Raw genomic sequence first — 15,080 nt, 5'->3', positions numbered from 1 at the left:
CGGCCATGGCACACGACACCGCCCTCGTCTTCCCCGGCATGGGACCCGTGCCGTTCGCCGAGGTGGGCAGGTTCATGGTGGCCAACCCCATCGCCCGGGACCTGGTCGCCGTGGCCGACGACGCCCTCGGCTACTCCCTCGTGGACGCCTTCCGCACCTCCCCGGGCGACTACTCGGAGGCCGCCCAGGTCGCTTTCTTCGTCAACTGCCTGGCCTGCGCCCACTGGGCCGAGGAACACCTCGGGGTGGAACCCGGCGTCGTCGCCGGGCCCAGCTTCGGCGAGAAGGCGGCCCTCGCCTACACCGGCGCGCTGGAACTGCCCGACGCCGTCCGCCTCACCGCCGAGATCGCCCGCTGCCTGGAGGAGTACTTCGCCACCGAGCACCGGGACATCGTCACCCTGTCCTTCGTCCGCGCCCCGCGCGACGGCCTCGACGCGATCCTCGCCGAACTGGACGAGGCGGGGGAGTGGCACGAGATCTCCTGCCGCATCGACGACGGCTTCTTCATGGTGTCCCTCGCCGAACACCGGGTGAGCTGGATGGAGGAGCGGCTGCGCGCCATCGGCAGCCTCCCCCTGTACACCATGCGGCCCCCCATGCACGCCTCGGCGTTCCGGCCGCTGCGCGAGAAGGCCGCCCGCGAGGTGGTGTCCCGCTACGCCTTCGCCGACCCCAGGCTCCCCGTCGTCGCCGACCAGGACGGCCGGCTGCTGCGCACCGGCGAGGAACTGCGCACCATGCTCCTCGACGGCTTCGACCACCCGATGGACTGGCCGAGCGTCACCACGGCCCTGAAGGACGCCGGCGCCCGGCGGCTGTGTGTCGCCGGACCCGACAGCCTCTTCGGCCGGGTGCCCGGCACCGTCCGCCAGTTCGACGTCGTCGCGGCCCAGCCACGGCTGGCGATGACTCCCCGGCGCCGTACCCGCGCCGCCGCCTGACCCCCGGCGCCGTCTCGCGCCGCCCGACCCCGGCGCCGTCTCGCGCCGCCCGACCCCGCCCGACTCGTTGGAGGCCCCCATGTGGGACGACCGGTTCGAACAGATACTCCGCCCCTTCCTGCCGTTCCTGCCGCCGCAGGAGGAGCTGACGCCGGAGTCCGACCTGAAGGACCTCGGCCTGGACTCGCTCGGCACCGTCCAGCTCCTCGGCACCCTGGAGGAGGACTACCGGGTCCGCTTCCGCGACAGCGCGCTCACCATGGACACCTTCCGCACCGCCGGCGTGCTGTGGGACACCGTGCGGGGCATGCAGCAGAGCACCACGGGCTGACGGGACGGTCACCGTGGACCCCACCGTGGACGGCACGCTGTCCGGCCGGTTCGCGCGCGGCCTGGCCCTCGCCCCCGACCGGCCCGCGCTGCACGCCGACGGCGTCGACCTCACCTACCGCGAACTGCACGAACTCGCCCTCGTACGGGCCGGCTCGCTGCTCGCCCAGCTCCCCGGCCGCCCGCCCGCCGTGGGGGTGCTGGCCGGCAAGGGACCCACGGCGTACGCCGGCCTGCTGGCCGGCCTGTACAGCGGCGTCACCGTCGTCCCCCTCCAGCCGGCCTTCCCCGCCGCCCGCACCCGGCGGATGATCGAGGCCGCCGGGGTCGGCGCGCTGCTCGCCGACGACGACGCCCTGCCCGCCCTGACCGCGCTGCACGAGGAAGGGGTGCGGCTGCCGACACTTTTCGCGCCCGGCGGGCAGCCCATGCCGGCGCTCGCCCTCGACCCGGACAGCGCCCTGAAGGCACCCCAGCCCGCCCGGCCCGGCGACATCGCCTATGTGCTGTTCACCTCCGGCTCCACCGGCCGGCCCAAGGGCGTGCCGGTCACCCACGCCAACACCGCCCACTACTTCGGACTCCTCGACGAGCGCTACGACTTCGGGCCGCACGACGTCTTCTCGCAGACCTTCGACCTCAACTTCGACTGCGCCGTGTTCGACCTGTTCTGCGCCTGGGGCGCCGGGGCCGCCGTCGTCCCCGTCCCCGCCCGGGCGTACGCGCGCCTGCCGGAGTTCGTGGCCGAACGGGGCCTGACCGTGTGGTTCTCCACGCCCAGCGCGATCACCCTCGTACGCCGCACCGGCGGGCTCGCCCCGGGCGCGCTGGGCTCGCTGCGCTGGAGCTTCTTCGCCGGGGAGGCGCTCGGCTGCAAGGACGCCGAGGACTGGGCCGCCGCCGCGCCGGGCGCCGCGCTGGAGAACCTCTACGGCCCCACCGAGCTGACCATCACCATCACCGCGCACCGCTGGACACCGGGACGCCACCCGAACGACATGGTGCCCATCGGCGCCGTCCACCCCGGCCACGACACCCTGCTGCTCGACCCGTCCGGCGCGCCCGGTACCGCCGACGAGGGCGAACTGTGCGTTGCCGGGCCCCAGTTGACGCCCGGTTACCTCGACCCGGCCGACGACGCCGGACGGTTCCTGGAACACGACGGCCGACGCTACTACCGCACCGGCGACCGGGTCCGGCGCGCCGCCGACGGCGGCTGGCACTACCTGGGCCGCAAGGACGCACAGGTCCAGGTGCACGGCATCCGGGTGGAACTGGCCGAGGTGGACGCCGCCGCCCGCACCTGCCCCGGTGTCGAGGACGCCGTGACCGTGGCCGTACCCGTGGACGGCACCGTGGAACTCGCCGTCTTCCACACCGGCGCGCCCGTGCCGCCCGCCCGGCTCGCCCGCCGTCTGCGCGAGCTGCTGCCGGCCGCCGTCGTCCCGCGCGCCTACCACCACCTGGACACCCTCCCGCTCAACGCCAACCGCAAGACCGACCGCAGGAAGCTCGCCTCCCGGGCCGCGGCCATGCGGCAGCCGGCCGGAGGCACACACGAAAGGCGGCAGGAGTCGCAGTGAACGGTCAACCGACAGTGCCGGCCCGCACCGACGCCCGGGTGCACGACCTGCTCGACGAGGCCACCGCCGACCGCCCGGGCGCCTGGGCGGTGACCGACGGCACGGGCCGCTGGACGTACCGGGAACTGACCGCCCACAGCCACGCCGTGGACGCCTGGCTGCGAGCCAAGGGGGTCGGCCACGGCGACCGGGTCCTGGTCCAACTGCCCAGCACCCGCGAGCTGGTCGCGCTGCTGTACGGCACCGCGCGCCGGGGCGCGGTCCTCGTCCCCGTCAACACCGGCATGAAGGACTACCACCTGCGGGCGGTCGTGGAGAACGCCGAGCCCGCGCTGATCGTCGTCGCCGACCCGGCCGTGGACCGGATCGGCGCCCTGGCCGGCGAGGTGCCGGTCCTCGGACTCGGCCCGGCCTGGGCGGAGATCACCGAGCTGCGCGAGCGCGAGGTGCGCCCGGCCGAGGTCCCGGTCGGCGCCGACGACATCGCCGTCCTCGTCTACACCTCCGGCTCCACCGCCGCGCCCAAGGCGGTGATCTGCCCGCACGGCCGGATGGTGTTCGCCACCGAGGCCATCGGCCTGGAACTCGGCTACCGCCCCGACGACGTGGTGTTCTGCCGCTTCCCGATCTCCTGGGACTACGGCCTGTACAAGGTGCTGCTCACCGCCGCGGGCCGCAGCGAACTCGTCCTCGCCGACGGCGAGTCGGACCTGGTGCTGCTGCGCCGCATCCGGGAGACCGGCGCCACCATCGTCCCGATCGTGCCCTCCCTGGCCACCATGATCTGCGCCCTCGCCGCCCGCGAACCCGCCCGCGAGCCCCGGGTGCGCCTGTTCACCAACACCGGTGCCGCGCTGCCGAAGTCCACCGCCGACGCCCTGCGCACCGCGTTCCCCGGCGCCGAGGTGGTCGTCCAGTTCGGGCAGACCGAGTGCAAACGCGTCTCCGTGCTGCCGCCCGCCTTCCAGGACGCCAAACCCCACTCGGTCGGCCGCCCGCTGCCCGGCACCCGGGCCTTCGCCGTGGACGACGAGGGCCGGCCGCTGCCGCCCTGGCAGACCGGTGAGATCGTGGTCGAGGGACCGCATGTCATGCCCGGCTACTGGCGGGCCCCGGAGCAGACCGCCCGCGCCTTCCGGCCCGCTCCCGGCGGCGGACTGCGGCTGCACACCGGTGACTTCGGCCATGTGGACGAGGACGGCTTCCTCTACTACGAGGGCCGCCGCGACGACATGTTCAAGCACAAGGGCGTCCGCATGAGCACCACCGAGATCGAGGCCGCCGCCACCGACGTCCCCGGTGTCCGCGCCGCCGCCGTCCTGCCGCCCGCCGAGGATAGCCCCCTCGCGGTGTTCGCCGAGGGCGACATCGACCCGCACACCCTGCTGAAGGAACTGTCGCTGCGGCTGGAACCCGCCAAGGTGCCCACCGTGGCCCGGGTCGTCGCCGAGCTGCCGCTCACCCCGCACGGCAAGCACGACCGCAAGGCGCTCGCCCGCCTCCTGGAAGGAGCCACCGCGTGACCACCGCCGAGCCGTCCGGGCATGAGGGCCGGGCGCCTGCTGCCGAGCCGTCCGGCCGCGACCGTCGGACGACCGCCACCGAGGAACCGTCCGGCCGCGACCGTCGGTCGACCACCGCCGAGCCGCCCGGCCGCGATCACCGGACGATCGCCGCCGAGCCGTCCGGGCATGAGGGCCGGGCGCCTGCTGCCGAGCCGTCCGGCCGCGACCGTCGGTCGACCGCCACCGAGCCGTCCGGCCGCGACCACCGGTCGACCGCCGCCGAACCGGCCGGGCAAGACCGCCGCCTGCGGGCCGCCGAGTTCGCCGCGCGTTTCGGTACCCCGGCCTACGTCTACGACCTGGACCGGGTCGCGGCGGCCCGTGACGACCTGTTCGCCGCGCTGCCCGCCGAGGTCGAGGTGTTCTACGCGGCCAAGGCCAACCCCCATCCCGAGCTGCTGCGCGAGCTGCGCACCGGCGGCTGCCGCGCCGAGATCAGCTCCGTCGGCGAACTCGACGCCGCCCTGCGGGCCGGCTTCCCCGGCGACCGAATCCTGTACACCGGACCCGGCAAGACCACGGCCGAACTGGCCGAGGCGCTGACCCGGGGCGTGGGCCTGTTCTCCACCGAGTCCCCCGGCGACCTGCGCCGCGTCGGCGAGACCGCGCGGAAGCTGGGCCTCACCGCCGACTGCCTGCTCCGCGTCAACAACGCCACCGGCGCCGCGGCCACCGGCATCCGCATGACCGGCGTGCCCTCGCAGTTCGGCTTCGACAGCGAGACCCTGCCCGGTCTCGCCGCCGAGCTGCGCGAGGTCCCGGGCACCCGCGTCGCCGGACTGCACTTCTTCCCGCTGAGCAACGCCAAGGACGAGGCGAGCCTGATCGCCGAGTTCCGGCACACCGTGGCCACCGCCGCCGCCCTCCAGCAGGCCCTCGGCGTCACCTTCCGCTTCCTCGACATCGGCGGCGGATTCGCCGCGCCCTACGCCGTGCAGGGCGCCCGGCCCGTCTACCGGGACCTGCGCGACGCCCTCGCCCGGACGCTGGACGAGCACTTCCCTGGCTGGCGCGCGGGCGCCCCGCAGGTCGCCTGCGAGTCGGGCCGCTACCTGGTCGCCGACAGCGGCACCCTGCTCACCTCCGTCGTCAACGTCAAGGACAGCCGCGACCACCGCTACCTCGTCCTCGACGCCGGCATCAACACCTTCGGCGGTATGTCCGGGCTCGGCCGCATCCTGCCCGTGTCCGTCGAACCGCATGAGTCCGTCGGCGCCGACGGCACCCCCGCGAGCCTGGCCGGGCCGCTGTGCACCCCGGGCGACCTGCTCGGCCGGGGCGTGGTGCTGCCCGCGCTGGACCCGGGCGACCTGCTCACCGTCCCCAACGCCGGCGCCTACGGCCCCACCGCCAGCCTGCTGATGTTCCTCGGCCGGCCGGCGCCCGCCGAGATCGTCGTACGCGGCGACGACCTCGTGTCCGTCTCCCGCATCGAGCACACCCGCACCTACGACCACGGACAGGCCCTGTGATGAGCCCCTTCCCGAACGCCCCCGACCCCGGCGACTGGCCCGTACTGGTGGCCGGCGGCATCTCCGACTCCCACACCTGGAACCTCGTCTACCTCCAGCTCCTGCTGGAGGAGCACGGGCACCGCGTGGTCAACCTCGGCCCCTGCGTCCCCGAGGACCTGCTCATCGCCGAGGCCCTCGCGCACCGCCCCGCGCTCATCGTGGTCAGCAGCGTCAACGGCCACGGCTACCACGACGGCATGCGGACCGTCACCCGGCTGCGCGAACACCCCGCCCTCGCCGCGGTGCCCGCCGTCATCGGCGGCAAGCTCGGCATCGCCGGGCCCTGCGGCGCCGAGGAGGTGGCCGCGCTGCGCGCCGCCGGGTACGACGCGGTGTTCGACGACAGCGCCGAGGGCGTCGCCGCCTTCCGGCGCATGCTCGGCGCGCTGCCGCAGCGGGCCCTGGTGTGACCGGCGGCGGGTTCGGCGGGTTCGTGCGCCGGGCTCACGACGCCGGCCGGCTGGTCGTGCAGCCCCGGATGGGGATGAGCAGCCCTGGGCGGATGCGGGCCGGGCTGCTCGCCACCCGGGACGCCAGGGCGACCACCGTCGGCACGATCACCCTGGACAGCTACACCCGGGTCGGCGACCTGGAGTCGGCACGCCTGGCCGTCCTGGAGGACGTGGCCCTCAACGGCTACCCGATCGTGAGCCACGACCCGGCCACCACCGAGGGCGTTCTCGACGGAATCCACGGCCCCGGCTTCCCGGTCCAGGTCCGGCACGGCTCCGCCGCGCCCCAGGACATCTTCCGGGCGCTGACCGCCGTCGGGCTCGACGCCTCCGAGGGCGGCCCGGTCTCCTACTGCCTGCCCTACGGCCGGGTCCCGCTGCGCGAGTCCGTCGCCCACTGGGCAGACGCCTGCGAACTGCTCGCCGCCCGCCGCGAGTCGGGCGCCGAACCGCACCTGGAGACCTTCGGAGGCTGTGTCCTCGGCCAGTTGTGCCCGCCGAGCCTGCTCGTCGCCGTCAGCGTGCTGGAGGCGCTGTTCTTCCACCGGCACGGCATCCGCAGCATTTCCGTCAGTTACGCCCAGCAGACCCATCCCGGCCAGGACGCCGAAGCGGTGGCCGCGTTGCGCCGCCTGTGCGCACACCATCTGCCGGACGCCGAATGGCATGTCGTCGTCTACGCCTACATGGGGCTGTATCCGGAAACGGAACAGGGCGCCTACCGGCTGCTCGGGAAAGCCGCCGAACTCGCCGTCGCCAGCGGCTCGGAACGGCTCATCGTGAAAACCGTCGCGGAATCCCGCCGCATTCCCACGGTGGCCGAGAACGTCGCCGCCCTGGAATACGCGGCCGAGGTCGCCGCCCGCACCCCGCGCACCCCGCTGGACGCCACCGGCACCCAGACCTACGCCGAGGCGTCCGCCTTGGTCGACGCCGTACTGGACCTGGACGACGACCCCGGTACGGCCCTGCTGACGGCGTTCGCCGAGGGACGCCTCGACGTCCCCTACTGTCTGCATCCGGACAACGCCGGATTCAGCCGGAGTCACATCACCGCGGACGGCCGGCTGGCCTGGGCCGACATCGGCAGGATGCCGCTGAACGGCATCGCCGACGTACGCCCGGCGCACGCCGTCACCGCCGCGGAACTGCTCGATTCCCTGTCCTACGTACGCCGTTCGTTCGACGGACCCGGCCCCCGGAACACCCGGGCCGTCGAATCCGCCCGCTCCTAGGGGTGGTTAAGGGTGTGGCCTTTCCAGGGCCGTCACTACGGTGTGGAAAAAGGTGAGGAAAACCGGTGTCGGCCGAAAGTGGAGATGCGTGGATGAACGGGCCCGGATCCGACTCAGCTCTGGCACGACGGCTCGCCACGGCCGTACCGTCCCGGCACCGCGCGCTGGTGACCGACCTGGTGCGCACGGCCGTGACCGAGGCGATCGAGACGGCCCGGCCGGGCACGGCGGCCCCGCTCGATGTGGCCGCCCCCCTCGCCGCGCAGGGACTCGACTCGCTCGCCGCGGTCGACCTGCACCGGCGGCTGACCGCACGCACCGGCCTGGACCTGCCGGTCGGCCTCGCCTACGACTGCCCGACCGTCCAGGACCTCACGGCCCGGCTGCTCGCCGAGGTCCACGGCACACCGGACACCCCCGCCGAGCCGGCCGGTGACGCGGACCCCGGCGAACCGGTCGCCGTCGTCGGCATGGGCTGCCGCTTCCCCGGCGGCATCGCCTCGCCCGCCGACCTGTGGCGGCTGCTCACCGACGGCGGCGAGGTGCTGACCGGCTTCCCCCAGGACCGCGGCTGGGACCTGGACGCCCTCTACCACGAGGACCCCGAGGTGCCCGGCAGCACCTACGTGCGCAACGGCGGATTCCTCGACACCGCCGCCGAGTTCGACGCCGACTTCTTCGGCATCAGCCCGCGCGAGGCACTCGGCACGGACCCCCAGCAGCGGCTCGTCCTGGAGACCTCCTGGCAGGCCCTGGAGGACGCCGGCATCGACCCCACGGCGCTGCGCGGCACCCCGGCCGGGATGTTCCTCGGCGCCGAGATCCAGGAGTACGGCCCGCGGCTGCACGACGCCCCGGACGGCCTGGACGCCTATCTGCTCGCGGGAAACGCCAACAGCGTCATCTCCGGCCGCGTCGCCTACGTGCTGGGCACCGAGGGCCCCGCGGTCACCGTGGACACCGCCTGCTCCGCCGCCCTGGTCGCCGTGCACCTGGCGTGCCGCTCGCTGAGGCAGGGCGAGTCCTCGCTCGCGCTCGCCGGGGGCGTCGCCGTCATGGGCGGCCCCGGGGTGTTCACCGCGTTCAGCCGGCAGCGGGGCCTCGCCCCCGACGGCCGCTGCAAGGCGTTCTCCGCCGCCGCGGACGGCACCGGGTTCGCCGAGGGCGTCGGCGTGCTCGTCCTGGAACGGCTGTCCGACGCCCGCCGCAACGGGCACCGGGTGCTGGCCCTGATACGCGGCTCGGCCGTGAACCAGGACGGCGCCTCCAACGGCCTGACCGCGCCCAGCGGCACCGCCCAGCAGCGGCTGATCCGCCGGGCGCTCGCCGACGCCGGCCTCACCGCCGCCGACGTCGACGTGGTCGAGGCACACGGCACCGGCACCCGCCTCGGCGACCCCATCGAGGCCACCGCGCTGCTCGCCACCTACGGCCAGGACCGTCCCGCCGGCGCGCCGCTGCTGCTCGGCTCCGTCAAGTCCAACCTCGGGCACACCCAGGCCGCCGCCGGCGCCGCCGGACTGATCAAGACCATCCTCGCCATGCGGCACGGGCGGGTACCGGCCACCCTCCACGTCGACGCGCCCACCCCGCACGCCGACTGGTCGTCCGGGGCCGTGGAACTCGTCACCGCCGAGCGCCCCTGGCCCGACACCGGCCGGGCCCGGCGGGCCGGGGTGTCCTCGTTCGGCGTCAGCGGCACCAACGCGCACGTCATCCTCGAACACCCCGAGCCCCACCCCGGGTCCGGTCCCGAACCCCACCCCGATGCCACGCCCGAGGCATCCGGCCCGGACGCCCGCCCGGCCCCGCCCGCCGGGACGCCCCTGCCGTTCGCCCTGTCCGCCCGGGGCGAGGCCGCCCTGCGCGCCCGCGCCGCCGACCTGCTGCCCCTCGCGGACGAGGCCGATCTGCTGGACCTCGCCCACTCGCTGGCCACCACCCGGGCCGCGCTGCCCGACCGGGCCGTCCTCGTCGCCGCCGACCGCGCCGGACTGCGCGCCGCCCTGGAGGACCTGGCCTCCGGCACCACCGCGCCCACCGCCCGCGCCGACGGCGAACTCGGCTTCCTGTTCACCGGACAGGGCAGCCAACGCCCCGGCATGGGCCGCGAACTCGCCGCCGCCCACCCGGTGTTCGCCGACGCCCTGGACGACATCTGCGCCCACTTCGACCTCCAGCTCGCCCGCCCGCTGAAGGAGATCCTGTTCGCCGGCCCCGGCACCCCCGAGGCCGAACCGCTGCACCGCACCGAGTACGCGCAGCCCGCCCTGTTCGCCCTGGAAGTCGCCCTGTACCGGCTGCTGGAGAGCTGGGGACTCACCCCCGATCAGCTCGCCGGGCACTCCGTCGGCGAGATCGCCGCCGCCCATGTCGCGGGCGTCCTCACCCTCCAGGACGCCACGATCCTGGTCGCCGCCCGCGGCCGGCTCATGCAGGCCCTGCCCGAAGGCGGCGCCATGCTCGCCGTACGGGCCGCCGAGGACCGGGTGACCCCCCTGCTCACGGCGCGCACCGGCATCGCCGCCGTCAACGGGCCCGGCGCCGTCGTCGTCTCCGGGGACGCGGCCGACGTGGAGCTGATCGCCGCCGAACTCGCCGCGCGCGGCCACGACAGCAAGCGGCTGCGGGTCGGCCACGCCTTCCACTCGCCGCTGATGGAACCGATGCTGGCCGAGTTCCGCCGGATCGCGCACGTCCTGGACTACGCCGAACCGCGGCTGCCGGTCGTCTCCACCGTCACCGGCGGCCCCGTCACCGCCGAACTGTGCGACCCCGAGTACTGGGTGGAGCACGTCCGCGCCAAGGTCCGCTTCCACGACGCCGTCCGCTTTCTCGCCGACGCCGGGACCCGCACCTTCCTGGAGATCGGCCCGGACGCCGTGCTGTCCGCCCTGGGCCCGGACTGCACCGACGCACCCGGCACCGCGTTCCTGCCGGTGCTGCGGCGCGAGCGGCCCGAATCACGCGAGGCCCTCACCGCGCTCGCCACCGCCCACGCCCGGGGCGTCCCCGTCGACTGGCGGCGGCACTTCGCCGGCCTCGGCGGGCGCCGGATCGACCTGCCCGGCTACCCCTTCCAGCGGCGCCGCTTCTGGCTGGAGCAGCGCACCGGCACCGACGCCACCGGCCTCGGCCAGCTCCCCGCCGGGCACCCGCTGCTGGCCGCCGTGGTCGCCGTCGGCGCCGAGGGCGTCGTCCTCACCGGCCGCCTCTCCACCCGTGCCCAGCCCTGGCTCGCCGACCACGTCATCAACGGCCGCGTCCTCTTCCCCGGCACCGCCTTCGTGGAACTCGCCCTGCGCGCGGGCGACCACGCCGGCGCGAGCACCCTGGAGGAACTGACCCTCGGCGCACCGCTGGTGCTGCGCGCCGAGGAGGACATCGCCGTACAGGTCGCCGTCGGCGAACCCGACGCCACCGGCCGGCGCACCGTCACCGTGCACAGCCGCGCGGACCGGGCCGCACCCTGGACCCAGCACGCCACCGGCGTCCTCACCACCACCGCCCCGCCCGCCCCGGCCGCCCTGACCGAGTGGCCGCCGCAGGGCGCCCGGCCGCTGGACACCACCGGCGTCTACGCCCGACTCGCCGCCCAGGGCTACGACTACGGGCCCGCCTTCCAGGGCCTGCGCGCCGCCTGGCGGCACGGCGACGACGTCTACGCCGAGGTCGCCCTGCCCGAGGACGCCACCGCCGACGCCGGCGCGTTCGGCCTGCACCCGGCGCTGCTCGACGCCGCGCTGCACGCCGCCGACCTCGGCGCCCCGCAGCGGCCCGAGGTGCTGGTGCCGTTCGCCTGGACCGGCGTCACCCTGCACGCCGGCGGCGCCACCGCCCTGCGGGTACGGATCACCAGCCGGGGCGGCGACACCATCGCCGTGCACCTCGCCGACCCCACCGGCGCCCCGGTGGCCGCCGTCGAGGCCCTGACCTCCCGGCCCGTACCGGACCAGGACGTCCTGTACACCGTGCGCCGGCAGCCGTACCCCCGGCCCGCGACCACCGAGCCGCTGCGGACCGCCGTCCTCACCGACCCCGCCGGACCGCTGCCGGACGGGCCCGCCCCGGACGCCGTGGTGCACCGCGTCCCCGGCCCGGCGGACGCCGACGCCACCCGGGCCCGCGCCCATGTCCGCGACGTCCTCCGGCTGTTGCGCACCTGGCAGACGGACGAGCGCCTCGCGGACACCCGGCTGGTCGTCGTCACCCCGCCCGACAGCCCCGCCCACGCGGCCGTGCGCGGCCTGGTCCGCTCCGCCCAGGCCGAGAACCCCGGCCGGTACATCCTGATCGAGCACGAGGCGCTGCCCTCCGAGACCGGCCTGCGCCGCGCCCTCGCCACCGGCGAACCCGAACTCTCCCTCGCGCACGGCGCGTTCAGCGTGCCCCGGCTGGCCGCGCAGCCCGTCGGTGACGCCCCCGCCGCCGACTGGGGAACCGTGCTCGTCACCGGCGGCACCGGCGGCCTCGGCGCGCTCCTCGCCCGCCACCTGGTGACCGCCCACGGGGTACGCCGCCTGGTCCTCGCCGGCCGCCGCGGCACCGCACCGGACCTGCACGCCGAACTGACCGCGCTGGGCGCCGAGGTGACCGTGGCCGCCTGCGACACCGGCGACCGCGAGGCACTGCGCCGCCTGCTGGAGCGGCACCCGGTGGACTCCGTCGTCCACGCGGCGGGCACCGTCCACGACGGCACCGTGGACACCCTCACCGACGCCATGGTGGACGAGGTCTTCCACGCCAAGGCCCTGGGCGCCTGGCACCTGCACGAACTGACCCGGGACCGCGCCCTCTCCCGCTTCGTGCTGTTCTCCTCCCTCGCCGCCGTCCTCGACGGAGCCGGCCAGGGCAACTACGCCGCCGCCAACGCCTACCTGGACGCCCTCGCCGCCCACCGCGCCGCCCTCGGCCTGCCCGCCACCTCCCTCGGCTGGGGCCTGTGGGCCACCGACCGCGGCATGGGAGCCGCCCTGGACGAGGCCGCCCGGGACCGCGTCGCCGCCTACGGCGTGCCCGGACTGACCGCCGCCCGGTCCCTGGAACTGTTCGACGCAGCCGTGCGCTCCCGCGCCCCGCATCTGGTGCCCGTGGAGATCGACACCGCCGCCGTCCGCCGCCGCCCCGACGGCGTACCGCCGCTGCTGACCGGCCTCGTCCGCCCGGTCACCCGCCGGGCCACAGCGCGCACCGCCCCCACGCCGGCCACGGACGGAGAGCTCGCCGCGCTGCCCGCCGCCGACCGCGACCGCGCCCTGCTCGACCTCGTGCGCACCGAGGTCGCGGCCGTCCTGCGGCACGACGGGCCGGCCGCCGTCGACCCCGGCCGGGCCTTCACCGACCTCGGCTTCGACTCGCTCGCCGCCGTCGAACTGCGCAACCGGCTCAACACCGCCACCGGGCTGCGGCTGCCCGCCACCCTCGTCTTCGACCACCCCACCTCCCGCGCCCTGGCCGCCCACATCGGCGCCACCCTCTTCGGCACCGGAACGCAGGAGACCGCCGCGGCCCCCGCCCGCACCGCGACCGACGACGACCCGGTCGTCATCGTCGGCATGAGCTGCCGCTACCCCGGCGACGTCCGCTCCCCGGAGGACCTGTGGCGGCTCGTCGCCGACGGCGCCGACGCGGTCGGCGGCTTCCCCACGGACCGCGGCTGGGACACCGACGCCCTCTACGACCCCGAGCCCGGCACGCCCGGCCGCACCTACACCCGCGAGGGCGCCTTCCTGTACGACGCTGCCGCGTTCGACGCCGCCTTCTTCGGCATCGGCCCGCGCGAGGCCACCGCCATGGACCCCCAGCAGCGGCTCCTGCTGGAGGTGTCCTGGGAGGCCCTGGAGCGCTCCGCCATCGACCCGCACCGGCTGCGCGGCTCCCGCACCGGCGTGTTCGCGGGCGTCATGTACCACGACTACGGCACCCGGCTCGCCGAGGTCCCCGAGGACCTCGCCGCCTACCTGGGCAACGGCAGCCTCGGCAGCGTCGTCTCCGGCCGGGTCGCCTACGCCCTCGGCCTGGAGGGACCGGCCGTCACCGTCGACACCGCCTGCTCCTCCTCGCTGGTCACCCTGCACCTGGCGGCCCAGGCGCTGCGCCAGGGCGAGTGCGACCTCGCCCTGGTCGGCGGTGTCACCGTCATGTCGACACCGGACACCTTCGTCGACTTCGCCCGGCAGCGCGGACTGGCCGCCGACGGCCGCTGCAAGTCCTTCGCCGACGGCGCCGACGGCACCGGCTGGGGCGAGGGCGCCGGCGTGCTCGTCGTGGAACGCCTCTCCGACGCCCGCCGCCACGGGCACCGGGTCCTCGCCCTGGTGCGCGGCTCCGCCGTCAACTCCGACGGCGCCTCCAACGGCCTGACCGCCCCCAACGGCCCCTCCCAGCAACGCGTCATCCGCGCCGCGCTCACCGCCGCCGGGCTCACCCCGGCCGACGTGGACGCCGTGGAGGCGCACGGCACGGGCACGACGCTCGGCGACCCGATCGAGGCGCAGGCCCTGCTCGCCACCTACGGCCAGGACCGCGAACAGCCGCTGTGGCTGGGCTCGGTCAAGTCGAACATGGGCCACACCCAGGCCGCCGCCGGGGTCGCCGGAGTCATCAAGATGGTGATGGCGATGCGGCACGGGGTGCTGCCCAGGACCCTGCACGTGGACCAGCCCTCCACCCAGGTCGACTGGAGCGCCGGAGCCGTGGCACTGCTCACCGAGCCACGCCCGTGGCCCGCCACCGGCCGGGCCCGCCGGGCGGGCGTCTCCTCCTTCGGGATCAGCGGCACCAACGCCCATGTGATCCTTGAGGAGTTCGCCGAACCCGAGCCCGCCGAGCCGGACCCCGCCACCGCCCCGCCGGTGCTCGCCCTCCCGGTCTCCGCCCGCTCGCCCGAGGCCCTGCGCGGCCAGGCCCGGCGGCTGCTGGACCTGACCGGCACCGCCCCCGCCGACCTCGGCCGGGCCCTGGCCACCACCCGCGCCACCCACCCCCACCGGGCCGTCCTCCTCGCCACCGGCGACGACCAGGCCGCCACCGCCCTGCGCGCCCTCGCCCACGGCACCGAGGCACCCGGACTGCTCGTCACCGGCTCCGCCACCGACGGCGACCTCGCCTACCTGTTCTCCGGCCAGGGCGCCCAGCGCCCCGGCATGGGCCGCGACTGGTACGACGCCTTCCCCGTCTACGCCGAGCACTTCGACCGGATCGCCGCGCTCTTCGACAAGCACCTCGAACGGCCCCTCGCCGAGGTCGTCCTCGGCGACAACCCCGGCACCCTGGAGCAGACCGCGTACACCCAGGCCGCCCTGTTCACCACCCAGGTCGCCCTGTACCGGCTGCTGGAGTCCTTCGGGCTGCGCCCCGGCCGGCTGGCCGGGCACTCCGTCGGCGAGTTCGCCGCCGCGCACGTCGCGGGCGTGTGGTCGCTGGCGGACGCCGTCACCGCCGTCGCCGCCCGGGGC

At 75.5% G+C, this 15,080-nt stretch carries 8 protein-coding genes; all 8 read left to right on the top strand.

From position 1 onward, the window contains the following. The first annotated feature begins 5 nt into the window (after positions 1 to 5). Complete coding sequence (locus Srubr_RS00040; protein WP_189991557.1) at positions 6 to 944, top strand: ACP S-malonyltransferase; 939 nt, start codon at positions 6 to 8, stop codon at positions 942 to 944. Between the two features lie 79 nt (positions 945 to 1,023). Then, positions 1,024 to 1,275, top strand: coding sequence for a phosphopantetheine-binding protein (locus Srubr_RS00035; RefSeq protein WP_189991555.1), 252 nt, complete (start codon positions 1,024 to 1,026; stop codon positions 1,273 to 1,275). Between the two features lie 13 nt (positions 1,276 to 1,288). Continuing rightward, positions 1,289 to 2,857, top strand: a complete 1,569-nt coding sequence (locus Srubr_RS00030; protein ID WP_373313384.1) for an AMP-binding protein — start codon at positions 1,289 to 1,291, stop codon at positions 2,855 to 2,857. After that, positions 2,854 to 4,380 carry a class I adenylate-forming enzyme family protein gene (locus Srubr_RS00025; RefSeq protein ID WP_189991553.1) on the top strand — a complete coding sequence of 509 codons (1,527 nt, stop codon included), beginning with the start codon at positions 2,854 to 2,856 and terminating at the stop codon, positions 4,378 to 4,380. The genes Srubr_RS00030 and Srubr_RS00025 overlap by 4 nt, the downstream gene beginning before the upstream one ends. 287 nt (positions 4,381 to 4,667) lie before the next feature. Next, positions 4,668 to 5,894, top strand: a complete 1,227-nt coding sequence (locus Srubr_RS00020; protein ID WP_189991854.1) for a type III PLP-dependent enzyme domain-containing protein — start codon at positions 4,668 to 4,670, stop codon at positions 5,892 to 5,894. Then, the gene (locus Srubr_RS00015) at positions 5,894 to 6,346 is read left to right on the top strand and encodes a cobalamin B12-binding domain-containing protein (protein ID WP_189991551.1); all 453 of its coding nucleotides are present in this window, start codon (positions 5,894 to 5,896) and stop codon (positions 6,344 to 6,346) included. Before Srubr_RS00020 ends, Srubr_RS00015 begins: the two co-directional genes overlap by 1 nt. Then, positions 6,343 to 7,623, top strand: a complete 1,281-nt coding sequence (locus Srubr_RS00010; protein ID WP_189991549.1) for a methylaspartate mutase — start codon at positions 6,343 to 6,345, stop codon at positions 7,621 to 7,623. The genes Srubr_RS00015 and Srubr_RS00010 overlap by 4 nt, the downstream gene beginning before the upstream one ends. Before the next feature lie 92 nt (positions 7,624 to 7,715). Beyond that, a partial coding sequence (locus Srubr_RS00005) for a type I polyketide synthase (RefSeq protein WP_203854899.1) occupies positions 7,716 to 15,080 on the top strand: 7,365 nt, incomplete at its 3' end.

The organism is Streptomyces rubradiris, assembly GCF_016860525.1.
GTDB classification, from domain to species: domain Bacteria; phylum Actinomycetota; class Actinomycetes; order Streptomycetales; family Streptomycetaceae; genus Streptomyces; species Streptomyces rubradiris.
The sequence above is the reverse complement of the archived record's forward strand: the minus strand, read 5'-3'. Positions and strand labels throughout refer to the sequence as shown.

Coding starts and splice junctions, on each gene's coding strand:
- Srubr_RS00040 (WP_189991557.1), top strand. CDS start 6: ATGGCACACGACACCGCCCTCGTCTTCCCCGGCATGGGACCCGTGCCG.
- Srubr_RS00035 (WP_189991555.1), top strand. CDS start 1,024: ATGTGGGACGACCGGTTCGAACAGATACTCCGCCCCTTCCTGCCGTTC.
- Srubr_RS00015 (WP_189991551.1), top strand. CDS start 5,894: ATGAGCCCCTTCCCGAACGCCCCCGACCCCGGCGACTGGCCCGTACTG.